The 20,507-nt window shown below is 64.2% G+C and carries 23 protein-coding genes; 13 read left to right on the top strand and 10 right to left on the bottom strand.

All coding sequences use genetic code 11. The annotated features are described in order from the left end of the window. Positions 1–29: 29 nt before the first annotated feature. Positions 30–1,430, bottom strand: coding sequence for a protein adenylyltransferase SelO (locus tag LZ585_RS07925; RefSeq protein ID WP_234853077.1), 1,401 nt, complete (start codon positions 1,428–1,430; stop codon positions 30–32). 112 nt (positions 1,431–1,542) lie between these two features. On the opposite strand from LZ585_RS07925, the gene obgE reads away from it, so the two are divergent. From obgE to LZ585_RS07910, 3 genes are all read left to right on the top strand, one after another. Continuing rightward, positions 1,543–2,574 carry a GTPase ObgE gene (gene obgE / locus LZ585_RS07920; protein ID WP_234853076.1) on the top strand — a complete coding sequence of 344 codons (1,032 nt, stop codon included), beginning with the start codon at positions 1,543–1,545 and terminating at the stop codon, positions 2,572–2,574. After that, positions 2,574–3,674, top strand: a complete 1,101-nt coding sequence (gene proB / locus LZ585_RS07915; RefSeq protein ID WP_234855786.1) for a glutamate 5-kinase — start codon at positions 2,574–2,576, stop codon at positions 3,672–3,674. Before obgE ends, proB begins: the two co-directional genes overlap by 1 nt. 101 nt (positions 3,675–3,775) lie before the next feature. Continuing rightward, positions 3,776–4,057: a hypothetical protein gene (locus LZ585_RS07910; RefSeq protein ID WP_234853075.1), complete on the top strand. Its 282-nt coding sequence runs from the start codon at positions 3,776–3,778 to the stop codon at positions 4,055–4,057. Between the two features lie 60 nt (positions 4,058–4,117). Here the strand turns inward: LZ585_RS07910 and LZ585_RS07905 are convergent, their stop codons facing one another. From LZ585_RS07905 to LZ585_RS07875, 7 genes are all read right to left on the bottom strand, one after another. Continuing rightward, on the bottom strand, positions 4,118–6,301 hold the full coding sequence (locus tag LZ585_RS07905; protein WP_234853074.1) for a 3-hydroxyacyl-CoA dehydrogenase NAD-binding domain-containing protein: 2,184 nt from the start codon (positions 6,299–6,301) through the stop codon (positions 4,118–4,120). Beyond that, positions 6,298–6,765 (bottom strand): cupin domain-containing protein, encoded by a 468-nt coding sequence (locus LZ585_RS07900; RefSeq protein WP_234853073.1) that lies wholly within the window; start codon positions 6,763–6,765, stop codon positions 6,298–6,300. The genes LZ585_RS07905 and LZ585_RS07900 overlap by 4 nt, the downstream gene beginning before the upstream one ends. Then, entirely contained in the window at positions 6,765–7,976 is a 1,212-nt protein-coding gene (locus LZ585_RS07895; protein WP_234853072.1) for an acetyl-CoA C-acetyltransferase, read from the bottom strand. The genes LZ585_RS07900 and LZ585_RS07895 overlap by 1 nt, the downstream gene beginning before the upstream one ends. Further along, positions 7,973–8,614, bottom strand: coding sequence for a glutathione S-transferase family protein (locus LZ585_RS07890; protein WP_234853071.1), 642 nt, complete (start codon positions 8,612–8,614; stop codon positions 7,973–7,975). Before LZ585_RS07890 ends, LZ585_RS07895 begins: the two co-directional genes overlap by 4 nt. A 272-nt stretch (positions 8,615–8,886) precedes the next feature. After that, positions 8,887–10,659, bottom strand: coding sequence for an acyl-CoA dehydrogenase C-terminal domain-containing protein (locus tag LZ585_RS07885; protein WP_234853070.1), 1,773 nt, complete (start codon positions 10,657–10,659; stop codon positions 8,887–8,889). A gap of 4 nt (positions 10,660–10,663) precedes the next feature. After that, positions 10,664–11,062: a MerR family transcriptional regulator gene (locus tag LZ585_RS07880; RefSeq protein WP_234853069.1), complete on the bottom strand. Its 399-nt coding sequence runs from the start codon at positions 11,060–11,062 to the stop codon at positions 10,664–10,666. A gap of 121 nt (positions 11,063–11,183) precedes the next feature. Beyond that, on the bottom strand, positions 11,184–11,564 hold the full coding sequence (locus LZ585_RS07875; RefSeq protein ID WP_234853068.1) for a MerR family transcriptional regulator: 381 nt from the start codon (positions 11,562–11,564) through the stop codon (positions 11,184–11,186). Positions 11,565–11,716: 152 nt separating this feature from the next. Between LZ585_RS07875 and LZ585_RS07870 the strand changes: the two genes are divergently transcribed. From LZ585_RS07870 to LZ585_RS07860, 3 genes are read left to right on the top strand one after another with little or no spacing between them, the layout of a single operon-like run. Further along, positions 11,717–12,139: a PaaI family thioesterase gene (locus LZ585_RS07870; RefSeq protein ID WP_234853067.1), complete on the top strand. Its 423-nt coding sequence runs from the start codon at positions 11,717–11,719 to the stop codon at positions 12,137–12,139. A gap of 3 nt (positions 12,140–12,142) precedes the next feature. Next, positions 12,143–12,643, top strand: a complete 501-nt coding sequence (locus LZ585_RS07865; protein WP_234853066.1) for a PaaI family thioesterase — start codon at positions 12,143–12,145, stop codon at positions 12,641–12,643. A gap of 10 nt (positions 12,644–12,653) precedes the next feature. Further along, positions 12,654–13,952: an MATE family efflux transporter gene (locus LZ585_RS07860; protein WP_234853065.1), complete on the top strand. Its 1,299-nt coding sequence runs from the start codon at positions 12,654–12,656 to the stop codon at positions 13,950–13,952. A gap of 33 nt (positions 13,953–13,985) precedes the next feature. On the opposite strand, the gene LZ585_RS07855 is transcribed toward LZ585_RS07860, so the two are convergent. After that, positions 13,986–14,303: a DUF1476 domain-containing protein gene (locus LZ585_RS07855; protein WP_234853064.1), complete on the bottom strand. Its 318-nt coding sequence runs from the start codon at positions 14,301–14,303 to the stop codon at positions 13,986–13,988. Positions 14,304–14,428: 125 nt separating this feature from the next. Between LZ585_RS07855 and purC the strand changes: the two genes are divergently transcribed. The 7 genes from purC to LZ585_RS07820 all read left to right on the top strand — a co-directional run bounded on the left by purC (position 14,429) and on the right by LZ585_RS07820 (position 20,161). After that, positions 14,429–15,190 (top strand): phosphoribosylaminoimidazolesuccinocarboxamide synthase, encoded by a 762-nt coding sequence (gene purC / locus LZ585_RS07850; protein WP_234853063.1) that lies wholly within the window; start codon positions 14,429–14,431, stop codon positions 15,188–15,190. Between the two features lie 14 nt (positions 15,191–15,204). After that, the gene (gene purS, locus LZ585_RS07845) at positions 15,205–15,444 is read left to right on the top strand and encodes a phosphoribosylformylglycinamidine synthase subunit PurS (protein ID WP_234853062.1); all 240 of its coding nucleotides are present in this window, start codon (positions 15,205–15,207) and stop codon (positions 15,442–15,444) included. Positions 15,445–15,525: 81 nt separating this feature from the next. Then, positions 15,526–16,323 carry an ABC transporter ATP-binding protein gene (locus LZ585_RS07840; RefSeq protein WP_390625057.1) on the top strand — a complete coding sequence of 266 codons (798 nt, stop codon included), beginning with the start codon at positions 15,526–15,528 and terminating at the stop codon, positions 16,321–16,323. A 28-nt stretch (positions 16,324–16,351) separates the two neighbouring features. Further along, positions 16,352–17,074, top strand: coding sequence for a transporter substrate-binding domain-containing protein (locus tag LZ585_RS07835; RefSeq protein ID WP_234853061.1), 723 nt, complete (start codon positions 16,352–16,354; stop codon positions 17,072–17,074). 48 nt (positions 17,075–17,122) lie between these two features. Beyond that, on the top strand, positions 17,123–18,004 hold the full coding sequence (locus LZ585_RS07830) for an ABC transporter permease (protein ID WP_234853060.1): 882 nt from the start codon (positions 17,123–17,125) through the stop codon (positions 18,002–18,004). Beyond that, positions 18,001–18,825, top strand: a complete 825-nt coding sequence (locus LZ585_RS07825) for an ABC transporter permease (RefSeq protein ID WP_234853059.1) — start codon at positions 18,001–18,003, stop codon at positions 18,823–18,825. Before LZ585_RS07830 ends, LZ585_RS07825 begins: the two co-directional genes overlap by 4 nt. Positions 18,826–18,829: 4 nt before the next feature. Further along, positions 18,830–20,161, top strand: coding sequence for a glutamine synthetase family protein (locus tag LZ585_RS07820; protein WP_234853058.1), 1,332 nt, complete (start codon positions 18,830–18,832; stop codon positions 20,159–20,161). A gap of 31 nt (positions 20,162–20,192) precedes the next feature. Here the strand turns inward: LZ585_RS07820 and LZ585_RS07815 are convergent, their stop codons facing one another. Next, positions 20,193–20,489 carry a PRC-barrel domain-containing protein gene (locus LZ585_RS07815; RefSeq protein WP_234853057.1) on the bottom strand — a complete coding sequence of 99 codons (297 nt, stop codon included), beginning with the start codon at positions 20,487–20,489 and terminating at the stop codon, positions 20,193–20,195. Positions 20,490–20,507 lie beyond the last annotated feature (18 nt).

The following is a 20,507-nucleotide window of genomic DNA, read 5'->3' as shown; positions in this document are numbered from 1 at the left end:
GGGGACGTTGCAAGGGGCGGGCTGACCGGTCAGGTGCCGCAGAAGGTGTTGCGCACGATCTGTTCGTCGCGCGGTGCATGGGCAAGGTCGTCCCAATCCGCCCGCCCCTGGCGCGGATGCGTCACCGCATCGAACAGCCGGTGGAAGGGGTCCAGGTCGCCGGACACTGCTGCGGCAATGGCTTCCTCGATCCGGTGGTTGCGCGGGATGCGGACGGGGTTGGCATGGCGCATCAGATCCGGATCGGGATCCTGCGCCCGCCATTCGGCGGCCCAAGCATCAAAGGCATCGCGGTCGACGAATTCGTCGCGAGCGTTGCCATCGGCCAGTCCCGCGAAGACGCGGGTGAAATCCGCCCGCTGCTGCGCCATGATGGTCAGCAGGCGTTCGACCAGAGGCTGCACGTCTGCGCCTTCGGTCAGGCCCAGCTTTTCGCCGAAACGCCGCAGCCAGGCGGCCTGATACAACGGGGCGAAGCTGTGGACGGATTTCGTCGCAGCCTCGATCGCGGCGTCGCGGTCGCCCATCAGGGGGATCAGGCTGGTGGCAAGCTGCGCCAGGTTCCAGACGGCGATCTGCGGCTGCTGCGCCCAGGCATAGCGCCCGCCCCGGTCGATGGATGAAAACACCGTGTCGGGGTGGTACACGTCCATGAAGGCGCAAGGACCATAGTCGATTGTCTCGCCCGACACGGCCATGTTGTCGGTGTTCATCACGCCGTGAATGAAGCCAAGCGCCATCCAGTGCGCAATTGTTTCCGCCTGCCGCGCCACGACATGATCCAGCAGCGACAATGGACCATTGGCTGTTGGATAGTGCCGGGAAATGACATGGTCGGTCAGGGCGGCCAAGGCGTCCTCCTGGCCCCGGACGGCGAAGTACTGGAAGGTGCCGACCCGAATATGGCTGGAGGCGATGCGGGTCAGGACCGCGCCCGGCAGGGCGTCTTCGCGCCACACCGTTTCTCCGGTTGCGACGGCGGCCAGGGCGCGGGTGGTCGGCACGCCCATCGCGTGCATGAATTCGCTGACGACATATTCCCGCAGCACCGGCCCGACCCAGGCCCGCCCGTCGCCGCGCCGTGAAAAGGGCGTTGGCCCGCTGCCCTTCAACTGGATGTCGAAGCGGGCGCCATCGGGGGCCACGACCTCGCCCAGCAGCACGGCGCGGCCGTCGCCAAGCTGGGGCACAAAACCGCCGAACTGGTGGCCGGCATAGGCCTGGGCAAGGGGTTCGGCCCCCGCAGGCACGGCATTTCCCGCTAGCATCGCAAGGCCCTCGGGTCCAGCCAGCCAGTCCGCATCCAGGCCCAGCCTGCGCGCCAGCCCGTTGTTCAGCGCCAGCAGCCGAGGCTCGGCCACGGGCGTGGGCGAAACGCGGGCGAAGAAGCCCTGCGGCAGACGGGCATAGCTGTTGTCGAAGTGGATCATGGGGGCCTCCTTGATAAGCTTTACATAGGACAGACCAGCCGCATTGCCAGACCGCGCCCTTGCACGACCGAAACCAAGCGCGTATCGCATTTCCTGAACAGGAGCCTTTGCCATGAAATTTCTTGACCTCGCCAAAGTCTATATCCGCTCGGGCGGGGGCGGTGCGGGCTGCGTGTCCTTTCGGCGCGAGAAGTTCATCGAATACGGTGGCCCCGACGGTGGGGACGGCGGCAATGGCGGCGATGTCTGGGCCGAGGCAGTGGAAGGGCTGAACACCCTGATCGACTTCCGCTATCAGCAGCACTTCTTCGCGAAATCCGGCCAGCACGGCATGGGCAGCCAGATGACCGGCAAGTCGGCGGATGATGTCGTGCTGAAGGTGCCGGTCGGGACCGAGATCCTGGAAGAAGACGAGGAAACCGTCATCGCGGACCTGACCGAACCAGGGCAACGGGTCCTGCTGGCGCGCGGCGGCAATGGCGGGTGGGGGAACCTGCATTTCAAGACCTCGACCAATCGCAGCCCGCGCAATGCCAATCCTGGCCAGGAGGGGGTGGAGCGCACGATCTGGCTGCGGCTGAAGCTGATCGCGGATGCGGGCCTGGTTGGCCTGCCGAATGCCGGAAAATCGACCTTCTTGGCGGCCGTGTCGAACGCCCGGCCCAAGATCGCGGATTATCCCTTTACCACGCTGCACCCGAACCTGGGCGTTGTGGGCATCGACGGCCATGAATTCGTCATGGCCGACATCCCCGGCCTGATCGAAGGCGCCAGCGAGGGCAGGGGCCTTGGCGACCAGTTCCTGGGCCATGTCGAACGGTCCCGCGTGCTGTTGCATCTGGTTGATGGCACGTCCGATGATGTGGCAACCGATGCCCGCACCATCCTGACCGAGCTTGCGGCCTATTCCCCGGTCCTGATGGAAAAGCCGCGCGTCACGGCGCTGAACAAGATCGACGCCATGGATGATGAAACCATCGCCCTGCGCAAGGCAGAGCTTGAAGCAGAGATCGGCACTCCGGTCCTGCTGATGTCGGGTGTCGCGAAACTGGGCGTGACCGAGGTTCTGCGCGCTTTGTGGTCCCAGATCGAACCATCCCGCAGCGTCAGGAAGGATGAATCAGAGGCGCCATGGCAGCCGTGATCCCGACCCTGGCGCAAGCCCGGCGGTTGGTCGTCAAGGTCGGATCCGCGCTGCTGGTCGATGACCGGGGCTTGCGGGGCGACTGGCTGCGGGGGTTGTGCGACGACGTGGCCTTGTGGCGCGGGCGCGGCTGCGACGTGGTGCTGGTGTCGTCGGGATCCATCGCGCTTGGACGGCGGGTGCTGGGCTTGCCCCTCGGTGCGCTGCCGCTGGAACAGGCGCAGGCCGCCGCCGCCGTGGGCCAGATCCGGCTGGCGCGGGCTTACGAGGAAGCCCTGGCCCCCCATGGCGTGACCACCGCGCAAGTGCTGCTGACGCTGGAGGACAGCGCGGACCGGCGCCGGTATCTGAACAGCCGCGCGACCATGCAGACGCTGCTGGGCTTGGGCGTCGTGCCCATCGTCAACGAGAACGACACGGTCGCCACCGATGAGATACGCTTTGGCGACAACGACCGCCTGGCCGCGCAGATTGCCGTTACCTGCGGCGCGGACCAGTTGCTGCTGCTGTCGGACGTGGACGGGCTTTACACGTCCAATCCCAAGACCGATCCCACCGCCCGCCACCTGCCGGTGATCGAAGCTCTGACGCCGGAGATCGAGGCGATGGGCGGCGATCCGGTATCCGGCCTGTCCAAGGGTGGCATGAAGACCAAGCTGATGGCTGCGCGCACGGCCATCGCCGGGGGCTGCGCCATGGCGATTGCCGAAGGATCGGTGATGCGCCCGCTGTCGGCCGTGGTGGACGGCGCGCGGTGCAGTTGGTTCCTGCCCGAAAGCGACCCTCAGCTTGCCCGCAAGCGCTGGATCGCGGCCATGAAACCCAAGGGAGCCTTGGTTGTCGATGAGGGCGCCGTGCTGGCGCTGCAAGGCGGGAAATCCCTGCTGCCCGCCGGGGTCCAGACAATTGTGGGCGAATTCGGGCGTGGCGATCCCGTGGCGATCACCGGGCCTTCGGGCCAGACGCTGGCGGTTGGCCTGACCCGCTATACTGCGGACGAAGCGCGGCGGATCGCGGGCCACCGGTCCGACCGGATCGAGGCGATCCTGGGATACACCGCCCGCGCGGCCCTGGTGCATCGCGACGACATGGCGCTGTAGGGCGCGGGCCACGTTTTTTCGTCTCTGCGGGAATAATCCTGCGCCCCATCCGTCATCATCCCGCAGGCAGGATGGCCTGTGACAGATGAAGGACCGCAGCCATGACACGGCACAGCCTTCTGCTCGCCTTGGCGACAAGCGCCGGACTTGCCATGCCGGGCGCCGCCCTGGCCGATGACAACGACGACGGCAACCGCATCCTTCGCGGACTTGCCACCTCGCAGTTCGATATGCAGGGCCGGGATCGGAACGACGACCGCTGGTGGGGCGGCGCTTATCGCGTCGGCCATGACGACGACTATGACGATGACGATGATGATCGCTGGGATGATGACGGCGATGACGACGATGATCGCCGTGGCCGGTGGGGCGATGAGGACTGAATAATAAAGAAGGGGCAGGATCAGGCACGCCCCGGCCACAAGGCCGGGGCGTTTCCTTTGTCAGGCGGCCTGCTTGCCGCTGCCATAGCGGTCGTAGAAGCCTTGGCCACTTTCGGCCATGTCGCGCAACAGCCTGGGCGCGGCAAAGCGATCGCCATGATCCGCCGCCAGCCGGTCGCAGATCTGGACCGCTCGGGCCGCGCCCATCATGTCCAGCCATGCAAACGGCCCGCCCGACCAGGGCGCAAAGCCCCAGCCCAGGATCGCGCCCACGTCGCCCTCTCGGATATCCTCCAGCACGCCGTCCTCGAAGGCCCGCACGGCTTCCAGAGTCTGGGCGAACATCAGGCGGTGCTGAACGGTGGTCAGATCCGGCTGGTCCTCGGCTTGGGGATGGCGCGCGGCCAAGCCCTCCCACAGCCCTTGCCGCTTGCCGTCCTCGCCATAGGCATAAAAGCCTGCGTTGGATTTGCGCCCCAGGCGACCCTGGTCGGCCATCCAGAACAGCACCTCATCGACCGACCCGTCCGGATAGGCCTCGCCCATGGCGGCGCGCGTGGCCTTGGCGATCTTCACGCCCAGGTCAATGGATGTCTCATCCACCAGTTGCAGCGGTCCCAGGGGCATTCCCATCATCTTGGCGGCGTTTTCGACCAGAACCGGGTTCACCCCCTCGGCCACCATGCGGATGCCTTCGTTGATATAGGGGATGATGCACCGGTTGGCATAAAAGAACCGTGCATCGTTCACGACGATGGGCGTCTTGCGGATCTGGCGCACGAAATCGAGCGCCTTGGCAACGGCAACAGGGCCGGTCTGCTGGCCCTTGATGATTTCCACCAGCATCATCTTATCCACGGGGCTGAAGAAGTGGATGCCGATGAACCGGTCGGGCCGGGCACTGGCCCGCGCTAGGTCGCTGATCGGCAGGGTCGAGGTGTTGGTGGCGAAGATCGCATCGGGCGGGATGACGGCCTCGGCGCGCTTCGTGACCTCGGCCTTGATGGCGGGATCCTCGAAAACGGCTTCCACGATAAGGTCGCAGCCTTCGAGCGCGGCATAATCGGTAGTGGCGGTGATGCGGTCCAGAACCTCGGCCTTTTTCTCGGGCGTCGATTTCTTGCGGCTGATGGCCTTTTCCAGCAGGCCTTCGGAATAGGCCTTGCCCTTGTCGGCGCTGTCCTGCTTCGCGTCGATCAGCACCACCTGAATCCCCGCCATGGCGCTGACATAGGCGATGCCCGCGCCCATCATCCCGGCGCCCAGGATACCGACCTTTTTCACCGACTGGTCCGGTGCCTCGGGACGGTTCGCGCCCTTTTCCAACGCTTCCTTGTTGATGAAAAGGCTGCGGATCATCGCGGTGCTGGACGGGTTCATCAGCACGCTGGTAAACCACCGCGCCTCGATCTTAAGCGCCGTGTCAAAGGGTACCTGCGCGCCTTCATAGACCGCCGACAGCAGCGCCTTGGCCGCCGGATAGATACCCATCGTCTTGCCGTTGACCATCGCGGACGCACCAACGAAGGTCATGAAGCCCGCCGGATGGAACGGCTCGCCCCCGGGCATCTTGTAACCCTTGGCGTCCCAAGGCTTGACCAGGTCCGCGTCTTTGGCATTCAGCACCCATTCGCGGGCGGCGGCAACCGGATCGGCCACTACCTCGTCGATCAGCCCGGCAGCCTTGGCCTTCTTGGGGTCCGACAGCTTGACTTCCAGAAGGAAGGGGGCGGCTGCCATGGCGCCCAGCTTGCGCGACAGGCGGATCGTGCCGCCGCCGCCAGGGAAAATGCCGACCATGATCTCGGGCAGGCCGATCTTGGCCTTGGGATTGTCGGCGGCAAAGATGCGATGCGTGGCCAGCGACAGTTCCAGGCCGATGCCAAGCGCGGTGCCCGGCAGGGCCGCCGCGATGGGCTTGCCGCCCTTGAGCGTCTTGGGGTCCATGCCCGCACGCTCGATCTTTCGCAGGACATGGTGCAGCGACATGATCCCGTCAAATACCTGCTGCGCGCCGCCCTGCTTCATCTGCGCGATGACGTTCAGGTCCATCCCGGCGGCGAAATCCTTCTTGCCGCTGGTGATGACGATCCCCTTGACGGCCTCATCGGCCAGAGCGTCGTCGATCAGCGCGTTCAGTTCGGACGCGCCTTCCAGCGACAGCACGTTCATCGACTTTCCGGGCACGTCCCAGGTGATGACGGCGACGCCATCTGCGTCCTTCTGCATGGTGAAATCGGTCATTCGTTCTCTCCCTCGGTCGGGTAGGGGGTGCCGTCCAGGTGCGTGTACCCCGCAGGCGTCGCCAGCATATCGAGGCCCGGATAATGCGTGATGTTGTTCGGATTCCGGCTGCCCGCGATCAGATAGACGGCGGGCTGTCCGGTGTGGTTTTTCAGGGTGTGGGCGACGGGTGTGCCCGCCTTCCAGCAGCAGGCGTCGCCAGGGTGGATAACGGTTTCCACGCCATCCTCGACAACGGTCAGCGTACCTTCAAGCAGATAGAGGAACTCGTCCTCGTGCTGTTCCCAATGGGGCTGGCTTGACTGCTTGCCGGGATGCAGGGTTTCAAGCGCAATCCCGAACTGGGTCAGCCCACCCGCCTCGGTCAGGTGACGATAGGACAGGAAGCCGCGACCCAGGTTGAGCGGCCGGGGATAGCCTGAGACAGCCTCGGTCACGGGCACGCTGTCCTTGCGGATGATCATCACACGCGCTCGATGATGGTGGCCGCGCCCATGCCGGACGCGATGCACAGCGTGGCTAGGCCCACGGTCTTGTCCTGCCGTTCAAGTTCGTCCAACAGGGTGCCGATGATGATGGCGCCGGTCGCGCCGAGCGGGTGGCCCATTGCCATGGCGCCGCCATTGACATTCACCTTGCCGGGGTCGACTTGGAACGCCTGCATGAATCGCAGGACCACGGCGGCAAAGGCCTCGTTCACCTCGAACAGGTCGATGTCGCTGATCGACAGGCCGCTGTCCGACAGGATCTTCTCGGTCACGGGCACCGGGCCGGTCAGCATGATGGTGGGATCGGTGCCGATCTTGGCGGTGGCACGGATGCGGGCGCGGGGCTTCAACCCATGGGCACGGCCGAACTCCTCGTTCCCGATCAGCACGGCGGCGGCGCCGTCCACGATGCCGCTGCTGTTTCCGGCGTGGTGGATATGCTCGATTCGGTCAAGATGCGGGTATTTCAGCATTGCGACCTTGTCGAAGCCGGGCATCATCTCGCCCATGTCCTTGAAGGCGGGCTTCAGCTTGGCCAGATCCTCCATGGTGGTGCCGGGCCGCATGTATTCGTCGCGGCCCAGGATGGTCAGGCCGTTCTGATCCATAACCGGAACGATGGAGCGAGAGAAGCGGCCTTCCTCCCATGCACGGGCGGCGCGGCTCTGGCTTTCGACGGCCAGCTTGTCGGCCTCCTCGCGCGTGAAACCGTATTCAGTGGCAATGATGTCGGCGCTGATGCCTTGCGGCACGAAATAGGTCTTCATCGCCAGGCCGGGATCCACGGCGATGGCCGCGCCGTCGCTGCCCATGGGAACGCGGCTCATCATCTCGACCCCGCCGGCGATATAGCCGTTGCCGGCGCCCGCCTTGACCTGGTTGGCAGCCAGGTTCACGGCCTCCATGCCGCTGGCACAGAAGCGATTGATCGACAGGCCAGGGATGCGTTCGTCCAGGTCCGAGGCAAGGACAGCCGACCGCGCAAGGCAGCCTCCCTGTTCCTTGATCTGGGTGACATTGCCCCAGATCACATCCTCGACGGCGTGGCCTTCCAGATTGTTGCGTTCCTTGACAGCGTTCAGCAGCCGGGCCGACAGCGCCAAGGATGTCACTTCGTGCAGGCTGCCATCCGGGCGGCCCTTGCCGCGCGGCGTGCGGGCCGTGTCATAGATGAATGCGTCGGTCATGCGTCCTCCTTGGGCGCCCGGTCGGCAGGGTTGCCGGGCATCAGGTCATAGGGGTGTTTCCAGCCGGGCAGGGCGCTGATCGCGTCCAGCCAGCGGTCGATATGGGGCCAGTCCTTGCGGTCAAAGCCGAAGGGTTCGGGATAGAACAGGTATCCGCAACAGGCGAAATCGGCGATCGTCGGTGCGCTGTCGGCAACCCAGTCGTGGTTGGCCAAGTGGTCGTCCAGCACCCGGTAGGTCGCCTTCAGCCGCCCCTGCAGGTATTCCGCCGCGCCTGCCGGGCGTTTGTCCGCAGGCAGGAAGTTCAGCAGGAACCGCGCCGGGCCGGCCTGGCCCGACAGCTTGTGATTGTCGAACATCAGCCAGCGGAGAGTTTCGTTCCGGTCACTTCCCAGGAACTTCCCTGTGCGTTCCGCCACATAAAGCTGGATTACCGCCGATTGCGTCAGAGTCAGGTCGCCCTCGCGAAAGACAGGAACCTCGCCCATGGCATTGATCGCGCGAAATGCGGGGCCTTGTGCCTCGCCGTTGAAGAAATCGACAAAAACCGGGGTCCAGTCGTAATGGGCCAGTTCCAGGGTCAGGGCCGCCTTGTAGGCATTGCCGGATTCGCCAAAGCACCACAGTTTCGCCGTCATCCTGTTCCTCCAACCACCGGGGGCTTCGCGCCCCCGGACCCCCGCGGGATATTTTCGTGAAGAAGAAGGGACGGGTTAAACCTTCTTCAACATTCTGCACCTAATCTTGGAAGTGCGGTACAGGCTGGGAAGCCGATGACCGCTGAAGGAGACGTTTCCGGCCTGCGAGTCTGATGCCTTTGGCCGAGCGCGGGCCGGAAATGCCGCTTCTTCTTGACTTAAATATCCCCGCCGGAGGCTCCGGCTCGTGAAGCCAGAGTCACGATAGGGTATCAGAACGCCTCCGCCTCCAGTTCCATCACCGGCGCGGCGCCCGACTGGATGCGCGCCAGATGCGTCGCGGTCATCGGCAACTGCCGCTTCATGTAGTATCGCCCGGTCGCCAGCTTGGTCTTCAGGAACGCCGCATCCCGATCACCCGCATCTAGGGCCGCTTGCGCCGCGACCGCCATCTGCGCCCACATGAAGCCAAGCGCGACATGACCGAACAGGTGCATGAAGTCATAGCTGCCCGACAGCGCGTCGTTGGGGTTCTTCATGCCCCGTTCCATGAAGAACATGGCGGCGGTCTGCAGATCCTTGGACGCGGCCTTCAGCGGCGCGATGAAGTCGTCCGCGATGGCGCTGTCGCCATGCTGCTTGCAGAAGGCCTTGACCATCTCGAAGAAGGCCATCACGTGCTTGCCTCCGTCCTGGGCCAGCTTGCGGCCCACCAAGTCCAGGGCCTGTACGCCGTTCGCGCCTTCATAGATCATGGTGATCCGGGCATCGCGGACGAACTGGCTCATGCCCCATTCCTCGATATAGCCGTGGCCTCCGAAGACCTGCTGGGCCAGCACTGCCGTCTCGAATCCCTTGTCGGTCAGAAATCCCTTGATGACGGGGGTCAGCAGCGACACCAGACCCTCGGCATCCGCATCGCCATTGTGACCCTTGTCGATCAGATGGGCGCCCCAAAGCGCGAGCATCCGCGCGCCTTCCAGGAACGACTTCTGGTCCATCAGGCTGCGGCGGATGTCGGGATGGACGATCAGCGGATCTGCCGCCCCGGCGGCATTCTGCGCGCCCGTCACGGCGCGGCCCTGCAGGCGGTCCTTGGCATAGGCAACCGCGTTCTGATAGGCGGGCACCGCGCAGGCATAGCCCTGCAGGCCCACGCCCAGGCGCGCCTCGTTCATCATGGTGAACATGGCCCGCATCCCCTTGTGCAAATCGCCCAGCAGCCAGCCCTTTGCGCCGTCGAAGTTCATCACGCAGGTAGCATTGCCGTGGATGCCCATCTTTTCTTCCAGGGCGCCCACGGACACGCCGTTGCGCTCGCCCAGGGATCCGTCGGCATTCACAAGGAACTTCGGCACGATGAACAGGCTGATGCCCTTTGTGCCTTCGCCCCCGCCGGGTGCCTTGGCCAGGACCAGATGGATGACGTTTTCCGCAAGATCGTGATCGCCGGCCGAGATGAAGATCTTTTGCCCGGTGATCAGATAGCTGCCGTCGTCCTGGGGTTCGGCCCTGGTGCGCAGCAAGCCCAGGTCGGTGCCGCAATGCGGTTCCGTCAGGTTCATGGTGCCGGTCCAGTCGCAGCTGACCATTTTCGGCAGATAGGTCTGCTTCTGGTCATCGGTCCCATGGGCATGGATGGCGGAATAGGCGCCGTGGGTCAGGCCCTGGTACATGTTGAAGGCCATGTTCGCCGACACGAACATCTCGCCCGTGGCGACACCCATCACATAGGGCATTCCCTGCCCGCCATAATCGGGGTCGCAGTCGAGCGCGGTCCAGCCGCCTTCCTTCATGGCCTGGAAAGCCCGGTCGAACCCGTCGGGCGTGCGCACCACGCCGTTTTCCAGGCGGCATCCCTGCCGGTCGCCAACGGCGTTCAGCGGTGCCAGAACCTCGGCCGCCAGCTTGCCTGCGGCGTCCAGCACCGCTTCGGTGAAGTCGCGGTCCAGATCCTCGTGCCCCGGCAGGCCGGATTGCGACAGCTTCAGCACGTCATGCAGCGCAAACTGCATGTCGGTGACAGGCGGGATGTAAATCGTCATGGCTCTACCCTGTGGTCGTGTCGTTGGACGCGGCGGCAAGTCGGGTTTCTGCATCGGAAAGCTGGGTCTTGAGTTCGACGATCGCCTCGCTCAGTTCAGCATATTGACGTTCCATGTCGCCAAGGCGTTGGCGCCCGACCGAAATGGTCGCGGCGATCTGCGCCTTGTTCGTGCCGCCGGGTTCATACAGTTCAAGCAACTGGCGGATTTCCTCGAGGCTGAAGCCGAACCGCTTGCCGCGCAGGATCAATGTCAGCCGCGCCCGGTCCCGGCGGTCATACAGGCGATGCTGCCCGCGACGTTCGGGAAAGATCAGCTCGCGCGCCTCATAGAAACGCAGCGTGCGGGGGGTGACATCGAACGCATCGCACATCTGGCGAATCGTCATCATCTCATCGGACATGGATCGCGGTTCCTCCTCATTCACCGTCTGCCGTCCTTGACCACACTATAGGGGCAAGTTGACGCGAACGTAAGCAAGACGCCGCGTCACAGGTGAAGTCAAGGCCAACCGTGACGCAGGGTCAACCCATCTTGCTCAGGTCTTGGGCGGCGGTATCGCGCAGGGCTTCCAGATCGGCCCGGGCTGCAGTCAGATCGGTGATCTGTTCGTCCAAGACCTTCAACTGCCGGTCCGCCAGATCCAGCCAGACCTGGTACTGTTCACGCGATCCCTTTTGTTCATAGATCAGCAGCCATTGCCGGATATCCTCCAGGGAAAATCCGAAGCGGCGGCCGCGCAGGATCAAGGTCATGCGGGCGATTTCCCGGGGTCCATAGAACCGGGACCGTCCTTCCTTCCGGGGGTTCAGCAGTTCGATATATTCGTAATAGCGCAGCGTTCGGGGCGTCACGTCGAAGCGTGTGCACATATCCTTGAAGCTGATTGTCTGATCGCCCGGCATCCGCCCCCCTTCCGTCAGCATCTGGGGCAAGGCTAACGGGTTGGCACGCGCTTCTCAACCGGTGCGAACATCGGGAAAGGGTTGAGCGTGCGGCCCAGTCGCGGATAGCGTGTCGGCTGCAAGCAGGGGGCGGCGATGGACAGGACCAAGGCATGACGGACACGGACCAGACCCGAATCGCGCAACAGTTCATCGAGGCGATCCCCCATGCCCGCGCCTTGGGGATGCAGGTCGATGCGCTTGGTGCCGGAACGGCCACCATCAGTATGCCCTGGGCCGAACATCTGGTGGGCGATCCACGCAGCGGGGTGGTGCATGGCGGGGTGGTGTCGGCGCTGATGGATACCTGCTGCGGGGCGGCCGTGATGGCCCATCCGTCGGGTCCGGGGTCCACCGCGACGATCGACCTGCGCATCGACTATATGCGCTCGGCCACCAAGGGACAGCGGATCACGGCGCGGGCCGAATGCTATCACATCACGCGAACCGTGGCCTTTGTTCGCGCCGTTGCCCTGGACGAAAGCGGCGACAACCCGGTTGCGGCCGCGACCGGCGCCTTTACGGTGGAAAGGTAAGCGATGATCGACCGACGCGAACCCCTGGACCAGATCAAGTCGCGCCGCGATTCGGCGCTGGCGGCCCTGGTGGGCGGGGTGCCCTATCTGGCCTGGCTGGGTATCCGCTTTGACAGGCGCGGGGATGAACTGACAGCGATCCTGCCTTACGACCGGAAGCTGATCGGCAACCCGTTGCTGCCCGCGATCCATGGCGGGGTCACCGCGGCGTTCCTGGAAACCACGGCGATCATCGAGCTGGCCTGGACCGCTATGTGGGAGGATATGGAATCGGGCCGCACCGTTCCTGACGCCGCGATGGCCACCAGCGTGCCGCGCCTGCCCAAGACCATCGACTTTACCGTGGATTACCTGCGCAGCGGGCTGCCGCGCGACGCCTATGCCCGCGCGCGGGTGGTGCGGTCGGGACGGCGTTATGCAAGCGTCCGGGTCGAGGCATGGCAGGACAACCGGACCCGCCTTATGGCGCAGGCAACCGGGCATTTCCTGATGCCGCAGGGATAAGCGGCCCGGGATGGACAGGCTGACCAACCGGCGGGTGCTGTCGATTGCCCTGCCCATCGTGTTGTCGAACGCGACGGTGCCGCTGCTGGGGCTGGTCGATACCGGCGTGATCGGCCAGTTGGGCCGACCCGAGGCGATCGGCGCCGTTGCCATCGGCGCGGTGATCCTGACCTCGATCTACTGGATCTTCGGGTTCCTCCGCATGGGCACGTCGGGCCTTGTGGCCCAAAGCCATGGCGCGGGCGACGGGTCCGAGGCGGGGGCACATCTGTTGCGCGCCCTGGCCATTGCCGGAGCGGCGGGGCTTGCCATGATCCTGCTGCAGGGCAGCATCTTTGCGGCGGCTTTCCGCATCGCCCCGGCTTCGGCTGCGGTTGAAAGGCTCGCGGGGGAATACCTGGCAATCCGCATCTGGGGGGCGCCCGCCACCATTGCCCTATATGCCATTACCGGTTGGCTGATCGCAGTTGAACGCGCGCGGTTGGTCCTGCTGCTGCAGCTGGTGCAGAACGGGGCGAATGTCGTCCTGTCAGTCTGGTTCGTCCTGGGGCTGGACCTGGGCGTGCCAGGCGTGGCTGCGGCCACGCTGATTGCCGAATACGGGGGATTCCTGCTGGGCTTGTGGATGACGCGGCGGGCCGTGCGGGACGGATTTCGGGCGGCGCATCTGTTCGGGCGCAACAAGCTGGCGCGACTGGTGCGGGTCAATGGCGACATCATGATCCGGTCGGTGCTGCTGCAAGCCAGCTTTACCAGCTTTGTCTTTCTGGGTGCGGGGCAGGGCGACGTGACCCTGGCCGCCAACCAGGTGCTGCTGCAATTCCTGTCGATCACGGCCTATGCCTTGGACGGCTTTGCGTTTGCCGCCGAAAGCCTGGTGGGCCAGGCGGTGGGGGCGCGCCGGTCCGACAGGGTGCGCCGCGCCGCGATCCTGACATCGCGGTGGGGCGTGGCCGGGGCGGTGGTCCTGGCGGCGGTCTTCTGGTTCGGGGGCGGCACCATCATCGACCTGCTGACGACATCCCCCGCGGTCCGCACCGAGGCGCGCGCCTATCTGCCCTGGCTGGGCTTGGCGCCGCTGATCGGGGTGGCAAGCTGGATGCTGGACGGGATCTTCATCGGCGCGACCCTGACCCGGGAAATGCGCGTCGCCATGATCCAGTCGGTCGCGCTGTTTGGGGCAGCGGTGATCGTCCTGCCGCCGGCAATGGGCAATCACGGGCTGTGGCTGGCGCTGATGATCCTGAACGCCGCGCGGGGGCTGACCATGGCGCGCCGTTACCATCGGGCCGAGGCCGCAGCGACCTGAAGGATCGCATCGCCCCGCGCCCGAGCCCGGAGCCTATTCCTTTTCTTCAAGCACCTGGAGGCGAGCCGGGTGCACCAGTTCGGCCATCTTGGCGCGGATCGTCGCTGCATCGGCCAGCCCGGCCAGATCGGCCTCCAGCTTGCGGAACACGTCCTCGTCGCCCGGCTCGCTGAAATCCGATGTCACCACCGCCATTGCATAGGTCCGGGCATCGTCGCCCGTCTTGCCCAGAAGCCCTGCCGCCCATTCGCCCAGCAGGCGGTTCCGGCGGGCCTCGGCCCGAAAGCGCAGATCGGCGTCATGCGCGAATTTCGCCTCGTAACCGCGTTCGCGGTCGTCAAAGGTGGTCATTGCAGTCTCCAGTCCATTTGCCCGGATCTTAGCCCGCCCACGGGCGCTTGCAAGCCTTGTATTGCCCCCGGTGCCGCTTGTGGGGTAAGGCGCTTGGGATAAGGGACATGCGAAAGGACGCCGCCATGGCACCGCGCCGGAAGAAAGTTTACGAAGGCAAGGCGAAGATCCTGTACGAAGGCACCGAGCCCGGCACGCTGGTCCAATACTTCAAGGATGACGCCACCGCTTTCAACGCGCAGAAAAAGGCCGTGATCGAGGGCAAGGGCGTCCTGAACAACCGCCTGTCCGAATTCTTCATGAACGGTTTGACGAATATCGGCGTCCCCAACCATTTCATCCGTCGCATCAATATGCGCGAACAGCTGATCCGCCAGGTCGAAATCGTGCCGCTGGAAGTGATCGTGCGCAATTTCGCCGCAGGATCCATTTCCAAGCGCCTTGGGCTTGAGGAAGGCACGCTGCTGCCCCGTCCCATCGTCGAATACAGCTTCAAGAACGACGAGTTGGGCGACCCGATGGTGTCCGAGGAATACATCATCGCCTTTGGCTGGGCGACCCAGCAGGATCTGGACGACATCGTGTCGCTGGCGCTGCGGGTGAACGACTTCCTGTCTGGAGTCTTCTATGGCGTCGGGATCAAGCTGATCGACTTCAAGATCGAGATCGGCCGCGTGTGGGACAACGACTTCATGCGCCTGATCGTCGCCGACGAGATCAGCCCCGACAGCTGCCGTTTGTGGGACATGAAGACCGGCCAGAAGCTGGACAAGGACGTGTTCCGCCGCGACCTGGGCAACCTGACCGACGCCTATACCGAGGTTGCGCGGCGCCTGGGCCTGATGCCCGCCAACACGACCAGCCTGAAGTCGGCCACGATCAACTAAGAAGGACTGCCACGATGAAAGCCCGCGTCACGATCATGCTGAAGGATGGCGTCCTTGATCCGCAAGGCGAGGCGATCCGCCACGCGCTTGGCGGGCTGGGCCATCGGGGCGTCTCGGGCGTGCGCCAGGGCAAGCTGATCGAGCTGGACCTGGATGCGACCGATGCCGACGCCGCCCGGACCGAGGTTGCGCGGATGTGCGAAGGCCTGCTGGCCAATACCGTTATCGAGAAATATTCGGTCGAAATCGTCTGACGTAGCGGCAACCTGCGTTTATCGTCAGGTTGCCCCGCAGACCCCGTTGCAAAAGCGCCGGGATTATCGCCCAATGCGCCGATGATGAACGATAAAGCCGCACCCAAGGACGCCGCCCCCGTGATCCAGATCCAGGGGCTGCACAAGGCCTATGGATCGGTCGAGGTGCTCAAGGGCGTGTCCATGTCCGCGCCGCGCGGCCATGTGGTCAGCCTGATCGGGTCGTCGGGTTCGGGCAAATCCACCCTGCTGCGCTGTTGCAACCTGCTGGAAAACAGCCAGGCGGGCGAGATCAGCTTTGAAGGCGAAGCCGTGCGGTGGAAAGGACAGGGCATGGCCCGCGTGCCCGCCGACCGCGCGCAGGTGATGCGGTTTCGCACCAACCTGTCGATGGTCTTCCAGCAGTTCAACCTGTGGTCCCACATGACGATCCTGCAAAACGTCATGGAGGCGCCTGTGACCGTTTTGCGCGAAGACCGTGCAGAAGTCGAGGCCCGCGCCCGGATGCTGCTGGACAAGGTGGGCATCGGCGACAAGGCCGAAGCCTGGCCCGCGCAACTGTCGGGCGGCCAGCAGCAGCGCGCCGCCATCGCGCGCGCCTTGTGCATGCAGCCCAAGGCCTTGTTGTTCGACGAACCGACAAGCGCCCTCGATCCCGAGTTGCAGCAGGAAGTCGTGCGCGTCATCAAGGATCTGGCGGGAGAAAGCCGCACCATGATCATCGTGACGCATGATATGCGCCTGGCGGCCGATGTCAGCGATCATGTGGTCTTTCTGCACCAGGGCCTGATCGCCGAGGAAGGCCCGCCCGACCAGCTTTTCGGCGCGCCGAGAACCGACCGGCTGCGCCAATTCCTCAGCGCCTCGCTTGCGCATTGAACAAGACGACCAACAGGAGTGTTTGAGAATGAAGAAACTGCTGCTTGCCGCGACCGCCCTGGCCTTGACCGCCGGGTTGGGGATGGCCCAGACCGTCCGCATGGGGACCGAGGGCGCATACCCCCCCTATAACTTCATCAACGAGGCGGGCGAGGTCGCGGGCTTCGAACGCGAACTGGGCGACGAACTGTGCAAGCGGGCCGAACTGGACTGCACCTGGGTCAAGAACGACTGGGACTCGATCATCCCGAACCTGGTGTCGTCGAACTATGACACCATCATGGCCGCGATGAGCATCAACGAGGAACGCAAGGCGGTCATCGCCTTTACCCAGGATTACCTGCCGCCCGCGCCTTCGTCCTATGTCGCGCTGCAGGATGGCGTGGATCTGGATAGCGGCGTGGTTGCCGTGCAGACCGGCACCGTGCAGGCGTCCCATGTCGCCGAAACCGGCGCGACGATGCTGGAATTTCCCAACATCGACCAGGTTCTTGCCGCCATCCGCAATGGCGAGGCCGATGCGGGCTTTGGTGACCACGAGGTCATGCGTCCCTTTGTCGAGGACAGCAACGATCTGGTCTTCGTGGGCGAGCAGGTGAACCTGGACGAAGGCATCGGCGTGGGCCTGCGCCAGTCCGATACCGAATTGCGCGAGAAGCTGGATGCGGCCATTACCGCGATGAAGGAAGATGGCAGCCTGAACGCGCTGATCAAGAAGCACTTCGGCGACGACGCGCAGACTTACGAATGATCTGATGCCGCCGCGGGGTTCACCTGCGGCGGCCAACGGGACAGGCGAATGTTTTCCTATTGCAGCGACCCTTCGGTGCTGGACGGTTTTGCGTGGTTGTCGTGCTATCTGACGACCGGCACGCATATGCTGTTCTATGCCAGCTTCCTTGTGGTGCTGCTGCTTCTGGCGATCACTGCCCCCATTGCGCTGCTGTTCGGATATGGCGGGGCAATGGCGTCGCGGTCGCGGATCTTGCCGCTGCGCTGGCTGGGCAAGATCTATACCTCGATGGTGCGGGGTGTGCCGGATATCGTCTTCTTCCTGTTCGTGCCCATTGCGCTTGACCAGGGGCTGGAATGGCTGCGCCACAAGGCGCTGTGCGACAGTGACGCCCCGGTGCGGCAGGGCAATGATTTCGTTGTCTGCGCGGCGGCCAAGCTGCCTTTGTCAACCAGCCCGGAATGGGTCCACGACATCTATGCCATGTCGCTGGCCGTGATCGCCTTTTCGGTGGTCTTTGGGGCCTTCGCGGCGAATGTCCTTTATGGCGCGATGCAGGCGGTTCCGCGCGCGCAACTGGAAACGGCCGAGGCTTATGGCATGACCCCGCGCCAGGTGTCGCGCCGGATCCTGGTGCCGCAGATGTGGACCTATGCCCTGCCGGGGCTGTCGAACCTGTGGATGATCCTGATCAAGGCCACGCCCCTGCTGTTCCTGCTGGGAATCGAGGATATCGTCTATTGGGCGCGGGAACTGGGCAGTGCCAAGACACGGTCCTTTGCCTATCCCCATCCCGATTGGCGGCTGTATTACTTCATCGCGGTGCTGGTCTTCTATCTGCTGATGACCTGGGTGTCAGAACGCGTGTTGGACCGGGTGATCCGGCGCCTGTCCGCGGGCCAGGCGACCATGGCCGGCGAGGCGCAGCGCAAGGCAGGCGTGGCATGACCTGCGCGCAGACGATCATCGACTATGGCCTGCGGTCGCTGGGCATTGGAGAACGGCTGCTGCCGCGCAGCGATTTCACGTTGTGCCAGCAGGTGACGCTGATCGGGTCGGGCCTGATCTGGAACCTGTATTTCGCCTTTTTCGCGCTGTTGTTCGGGTTCTTCCTGGCAACTGCCCTTGCCCTTGCCAAGACCAGCACGAACCCCTTCCTGCGCAAGCCTGCCGACGCCTTCATCTTCCTGTTCCGGGGCAGCCCGTTGTTCATCCAGTTCTTCCTGGCCTACGAGGCTTTGGTGCTGCTGCCCCGCGCGGGCATCGAAATCTTCGGCATGACGGTGGCGACAAGCTGGCTTGCGAAAGCCTGGGCCGGTGCGTTGATCGTGCTGACGCTGAACACCGCCGCCTATTCCGCGCAGATTTTCCACGGCGCGCTGATGGCAGTGCCCAAGGGCGATATCGAGGCCGCCGAGGCTTACGGTATGACGGGCTGGACAAGGTTCCGCCGCGTTCTGTGGCCCACCATGCTGCGGCTGGCCTGGCCTTCCTACACGAACGAGGCGATCTTCCTGTTCCATGCCACCACGCTGGTGTTCTTTTCGGGCTTTCCGGCCTTCCAGCAACGGGGCGACAGCCTGTATTACGCCAGCTATTTTGCGGGCCAGACATTCAACCCCTTTGTCGCTTATCCCATTGTGGCAGGCTATTTCGTCCTATCGACCCTTGCGCTCATCGGCTTGTTCGGCATCGTGAACCGGCGCCTGAACCGCCACCTGCCCGGTGCCGTGGGGCGCATCCGTTATCGTCCGCAAGTGATCCGGTGAAGTTATGGACTGGCTGAAAGAACATCCCGAGGTCAAGACGATCCGCGTGGCCGCAGCCGACCTGAACGGCGTGGCGCGCGGCAAGCGCATCCCTGCGCGCTATGCCCACAAGGTCTTTGATGAAGGAACCAAGTTTCCATATTCCGTCCTGAACCTGGATATCTGGGGCGAGGATGTCGAGGACAGCCCCCTGGTCTTCGAGATCGGTGACCCGGACGGCTTGCTGCTGCCCACTGAACGGGGCTTTCTGCCGATGCCCTGGCTGGATGCGCCGACGGCGTTGCTGCCCTTGTGGATGTTTCATACCGATGGCCGCCCTTACGAAGGCGATCCGCGCCAGGCCCTGGCCCGCGTGGTCGAACGCTATACCCAGGCGGGCCTGACGCCCGTCGTGGCAACGGAACTGGAATTCTTCCTGATCGACGATTCAGGCCGCCATTTGCGCGTCCCCCCCAGCCCGCGCTCTGGCAAGCGCCGCACGGGGGGCGAAGTGCTGAGCCTGCGCGCCCTGGATGCCTTCGACCAGTTCTTCACCACGCTGTATGATGCCTGCGAAAGCATGGACATCCCCGCCGACACCGCCATTTCCGAAGCCGGGCCAGGCCAGTTCGAGATCAACCTGATGCATCAGGCCGATCCCCTCAAGGCTGCGGATGACACCTGGTTCTTCAAGATGCTGGTCAAGGGCATCGCGCGCCAATACGGATTCGCGGGCAGCTTCATGGCCAAGCCCTATGAGACGTTTTCGGGCAACGGGATGCATATGCATTTCTCGATCCTGGACAGGGACGGGCAGAACATCTTCGACAATGGCCGGGACGAGGGGACGGAACAACTGCGCCATGCCGTTGCGGGTTGCCTGCGCGCCATGCCGGGATCGACGCTGCTGTTTGCACCCCATGAAAACAGCTATGACCGGCTGGTGCCGAACGCCCATGCACCGACCGGCATTGGCTGGGCGTATGAAAACCGCACGGCGGCGATCCGTATTCCGTCATCCGGACCAAAGGCGCGCCGCATCGAACACCGGGTGGCGGGGGGCGACGTGAACCCCTATCTGACGGTGGCCGCGATCCTGGGGGCGGCGTTGAACGGCATCCTGGACCGGCTGGAGGCGCCTGCGCCGTTCCGGGGCAATGCCTATGACCAGAACCTGGCCCAGCTTCCCGCAAGCTGGGGCGAGGCGATTGACGCATTTGATACCTGCCCTGAAATGCGCCGCATCTTTCCTGCCCACCTGATCGAGAACTTTGTCATGACCAAGCGCCAGGAATTGCACTACATGGCGGAACTTTCGGACGAGGAAACGGTGGAACTGTATCTGGACACCGTTTGAAAAGGCGGCGGGAAAGCCGCCGCCTTTCGCGTCAGTCCCGATGTTCGGGCAAAGCCTTCAAGTCGTCCTTGGTCCAGCGCGACACCGCGTGAACGACCCCGTCGCCGTCGCGCATCACGTCCAGATCGGATACCGGCACCAGCACGGGCTTGGACCCGATGCCCAGGAACCCGCCCACGTCGATCACCACCCGCGCGCTGCTGCCCGACCCATGCACATGGGATACGGTGCCGACCGTGCTGTCACCGGGGCCGTAAACGGTTGCGCCCGTCAGCACGGCATCGGTCATCTCATCCGGCAACAGCCGGGGATGTTCGGAATGATCCATGTCCTATCCTCCGTTAGC

Origin of the sequence: Paracoccus everestensis, from assembly GCF_021491915.1 — a bacterium.
Classification (GTDB): domain Bacteria; phylum Pseudomonadota; class Alphaproteobacteria; order Rhodobacterales; family Rhodobacteraceae; genus Paracoccus; species Paracoccus everestensis.
Note: the sequence above shows the minus strand (reverse complement) of the source record. Positions and strands in the feature narration are given on the sequence as shown.

Excerpts from the sequence above, each read along its gene's own strand:
- LZ585_RS07925 (WP_234853077.1), bottom strand. The coding sequence starts at position 1,430 with ATGATCCACTTCGACAACAGCTATGCCCGTCTGCCGCAGGGCTTCTTC.
- obgE (WP_234853076.1), top strand. The coding sequence starts at position 1,543 with ATGAAATTTCTTGACCTCGCCAAAGTCTATATCCGCTCGGGCGGGGGC.
- LZ585_RS07910 (WP_234853075.1), top strand. The coding sequence starts at position 3,776 with ATGACACGGCACAGCCTTCTGCTCGCCTTGGCGACAAGCGCCGGACTT.
- LZ585_RS07905 (WP_234853074.1), bottom strand. The coding sequence starts at position 6,301 with ATGACCGATTTCACCATGCAGAAGGACGCAGATGGCGTCGCCGTCATC.
- LZ585_RS07900 (WP_234853073.1), bottom strand. The coding sequence starts at position 6,765 with ATGATCATCCGCAAGGACAGCGTGCCCGTGACCGAGGCTGTCTCAGGC.
- LZ585_RS07895 (WP_234853072.1), bottom strand. The coding sequence starts at position 7,976 with ATGACCGACGCATTCATCTATGACACGGCCCGCACGCCGCGCGGCAAG.
- LZ585_RS07890 (WP_234853071.1), bottom strand. The coding sequence starts at position 8,614 with ATGACGGCGAAACTGTGGTGCTTTGGCGAATCCGGCAATGCCTACAAG.
- LZ585_RS07885 (WP_234853070.1), bottom strand. The coding sequence starts at position 10,659 with ATGACGATTTACATCCCGCCTGTCACCGACATGCAGTTTGCGCTGCAT.
- LZ585_RS07880 (WP_234853069.1), bottom strand. The coding sequence starts at position 11,062 with ATGTCCGATGAGATGATGACGATTCGCCAGATGTGCGATGCGTTCGAT.
- LZ585_RS07875 (WP_234853068.1), bottom strand. The coding sequence starts at position 11,564 with ATGCCGGGCGATCAGACAATCAGCTTCAAGGATATGTGCACACGCTTC.
- LZ585_RS07870 (WP_234853067.1), top strand. The coding sequence starts at position 11,717 with ATGACGGACACGGACCAGACCCGAATCGCGCAACAGTTCATCGAGGCG.
- LZ585_RS07865 (WP_234853066.1), top strand. The coding sequence starts at position 12,143 with ATGATCGACCGACGCGAACCCCTGGACCAGATCAAGTCGCGCCGCGAT.
- LZ585_RS07860 (WP_234853065.1), top strand. The coding sequence starts at position 12,654 with ATGGACAGGCTGACCAACCGGCGGGTGCTGTCGATTGCCCTGCCCATC.
- LZ585_RS07855 (WP_234853064.1), bottom strand. The coding sequence starts at position 14,303 with ATGACCACCTTTGACGACCGCGAACGCGGTTACGAGGCGAAATTCGCG.
- purC (WP_234853063.1), top strand. The coding sequence starts at position 14,429 with ATGGCACCGCGCCGGAAGAAAGTTTACGAAGGCAAGGCGAAGATCCTG.
- purS (WP_234853062.1), top strand. The coding sequence starts at position 15,205 with ATGAAAGCCCGCGTCACGATCATGCTGAAGGATGGCGTCCTTGATCCG.
- LZ585_RS07840 (WP_390625057.1), top strand. The coding sequence starts at position 15,526 with ATGATGAACGATAAAGCCGCACCCAAGGACGCCGCCCCCGTGATCCAG.
- LZ585_RS07835 (WP_234853061.1), top strand. The coding sequence starts at position 16,352 with ATGAAGAAACTGCTGCTTGCCGCGACCGCCCTGGCCTTGACCGCCGGG.
- LZ585_RS07830 (WP_234853060.1), top strand. The coding sequence starts at position 17,123 with ATGTTTTCCTATTGCAGCGACCCTTCGGTGCTGGACGGTTTTGCGTGG.
- LZ585_RS07825 (WP_234853059.1), top strand. The coding sequence starts at position 18,001 with ATGACCTGCGCGCAGACGATCATCGACTATGGCCTGCGGTCGCTGGGC.
- LZ585_RS07820 (WP_234853058.1), top strand. The coding sequence starts at position 18,830 with ATGGACTGGCTGAAAGAACATCCCGAGGTCAAGACGATCCGCGTGGCC.
- LZ585_RS07815 (WP_234853057.1), bottom strand. The coding sequence starts at position 20,489 with ATGGATCATTCCGAACATCCCCGGCTGTTGCCGGATGAGATGACCGAT.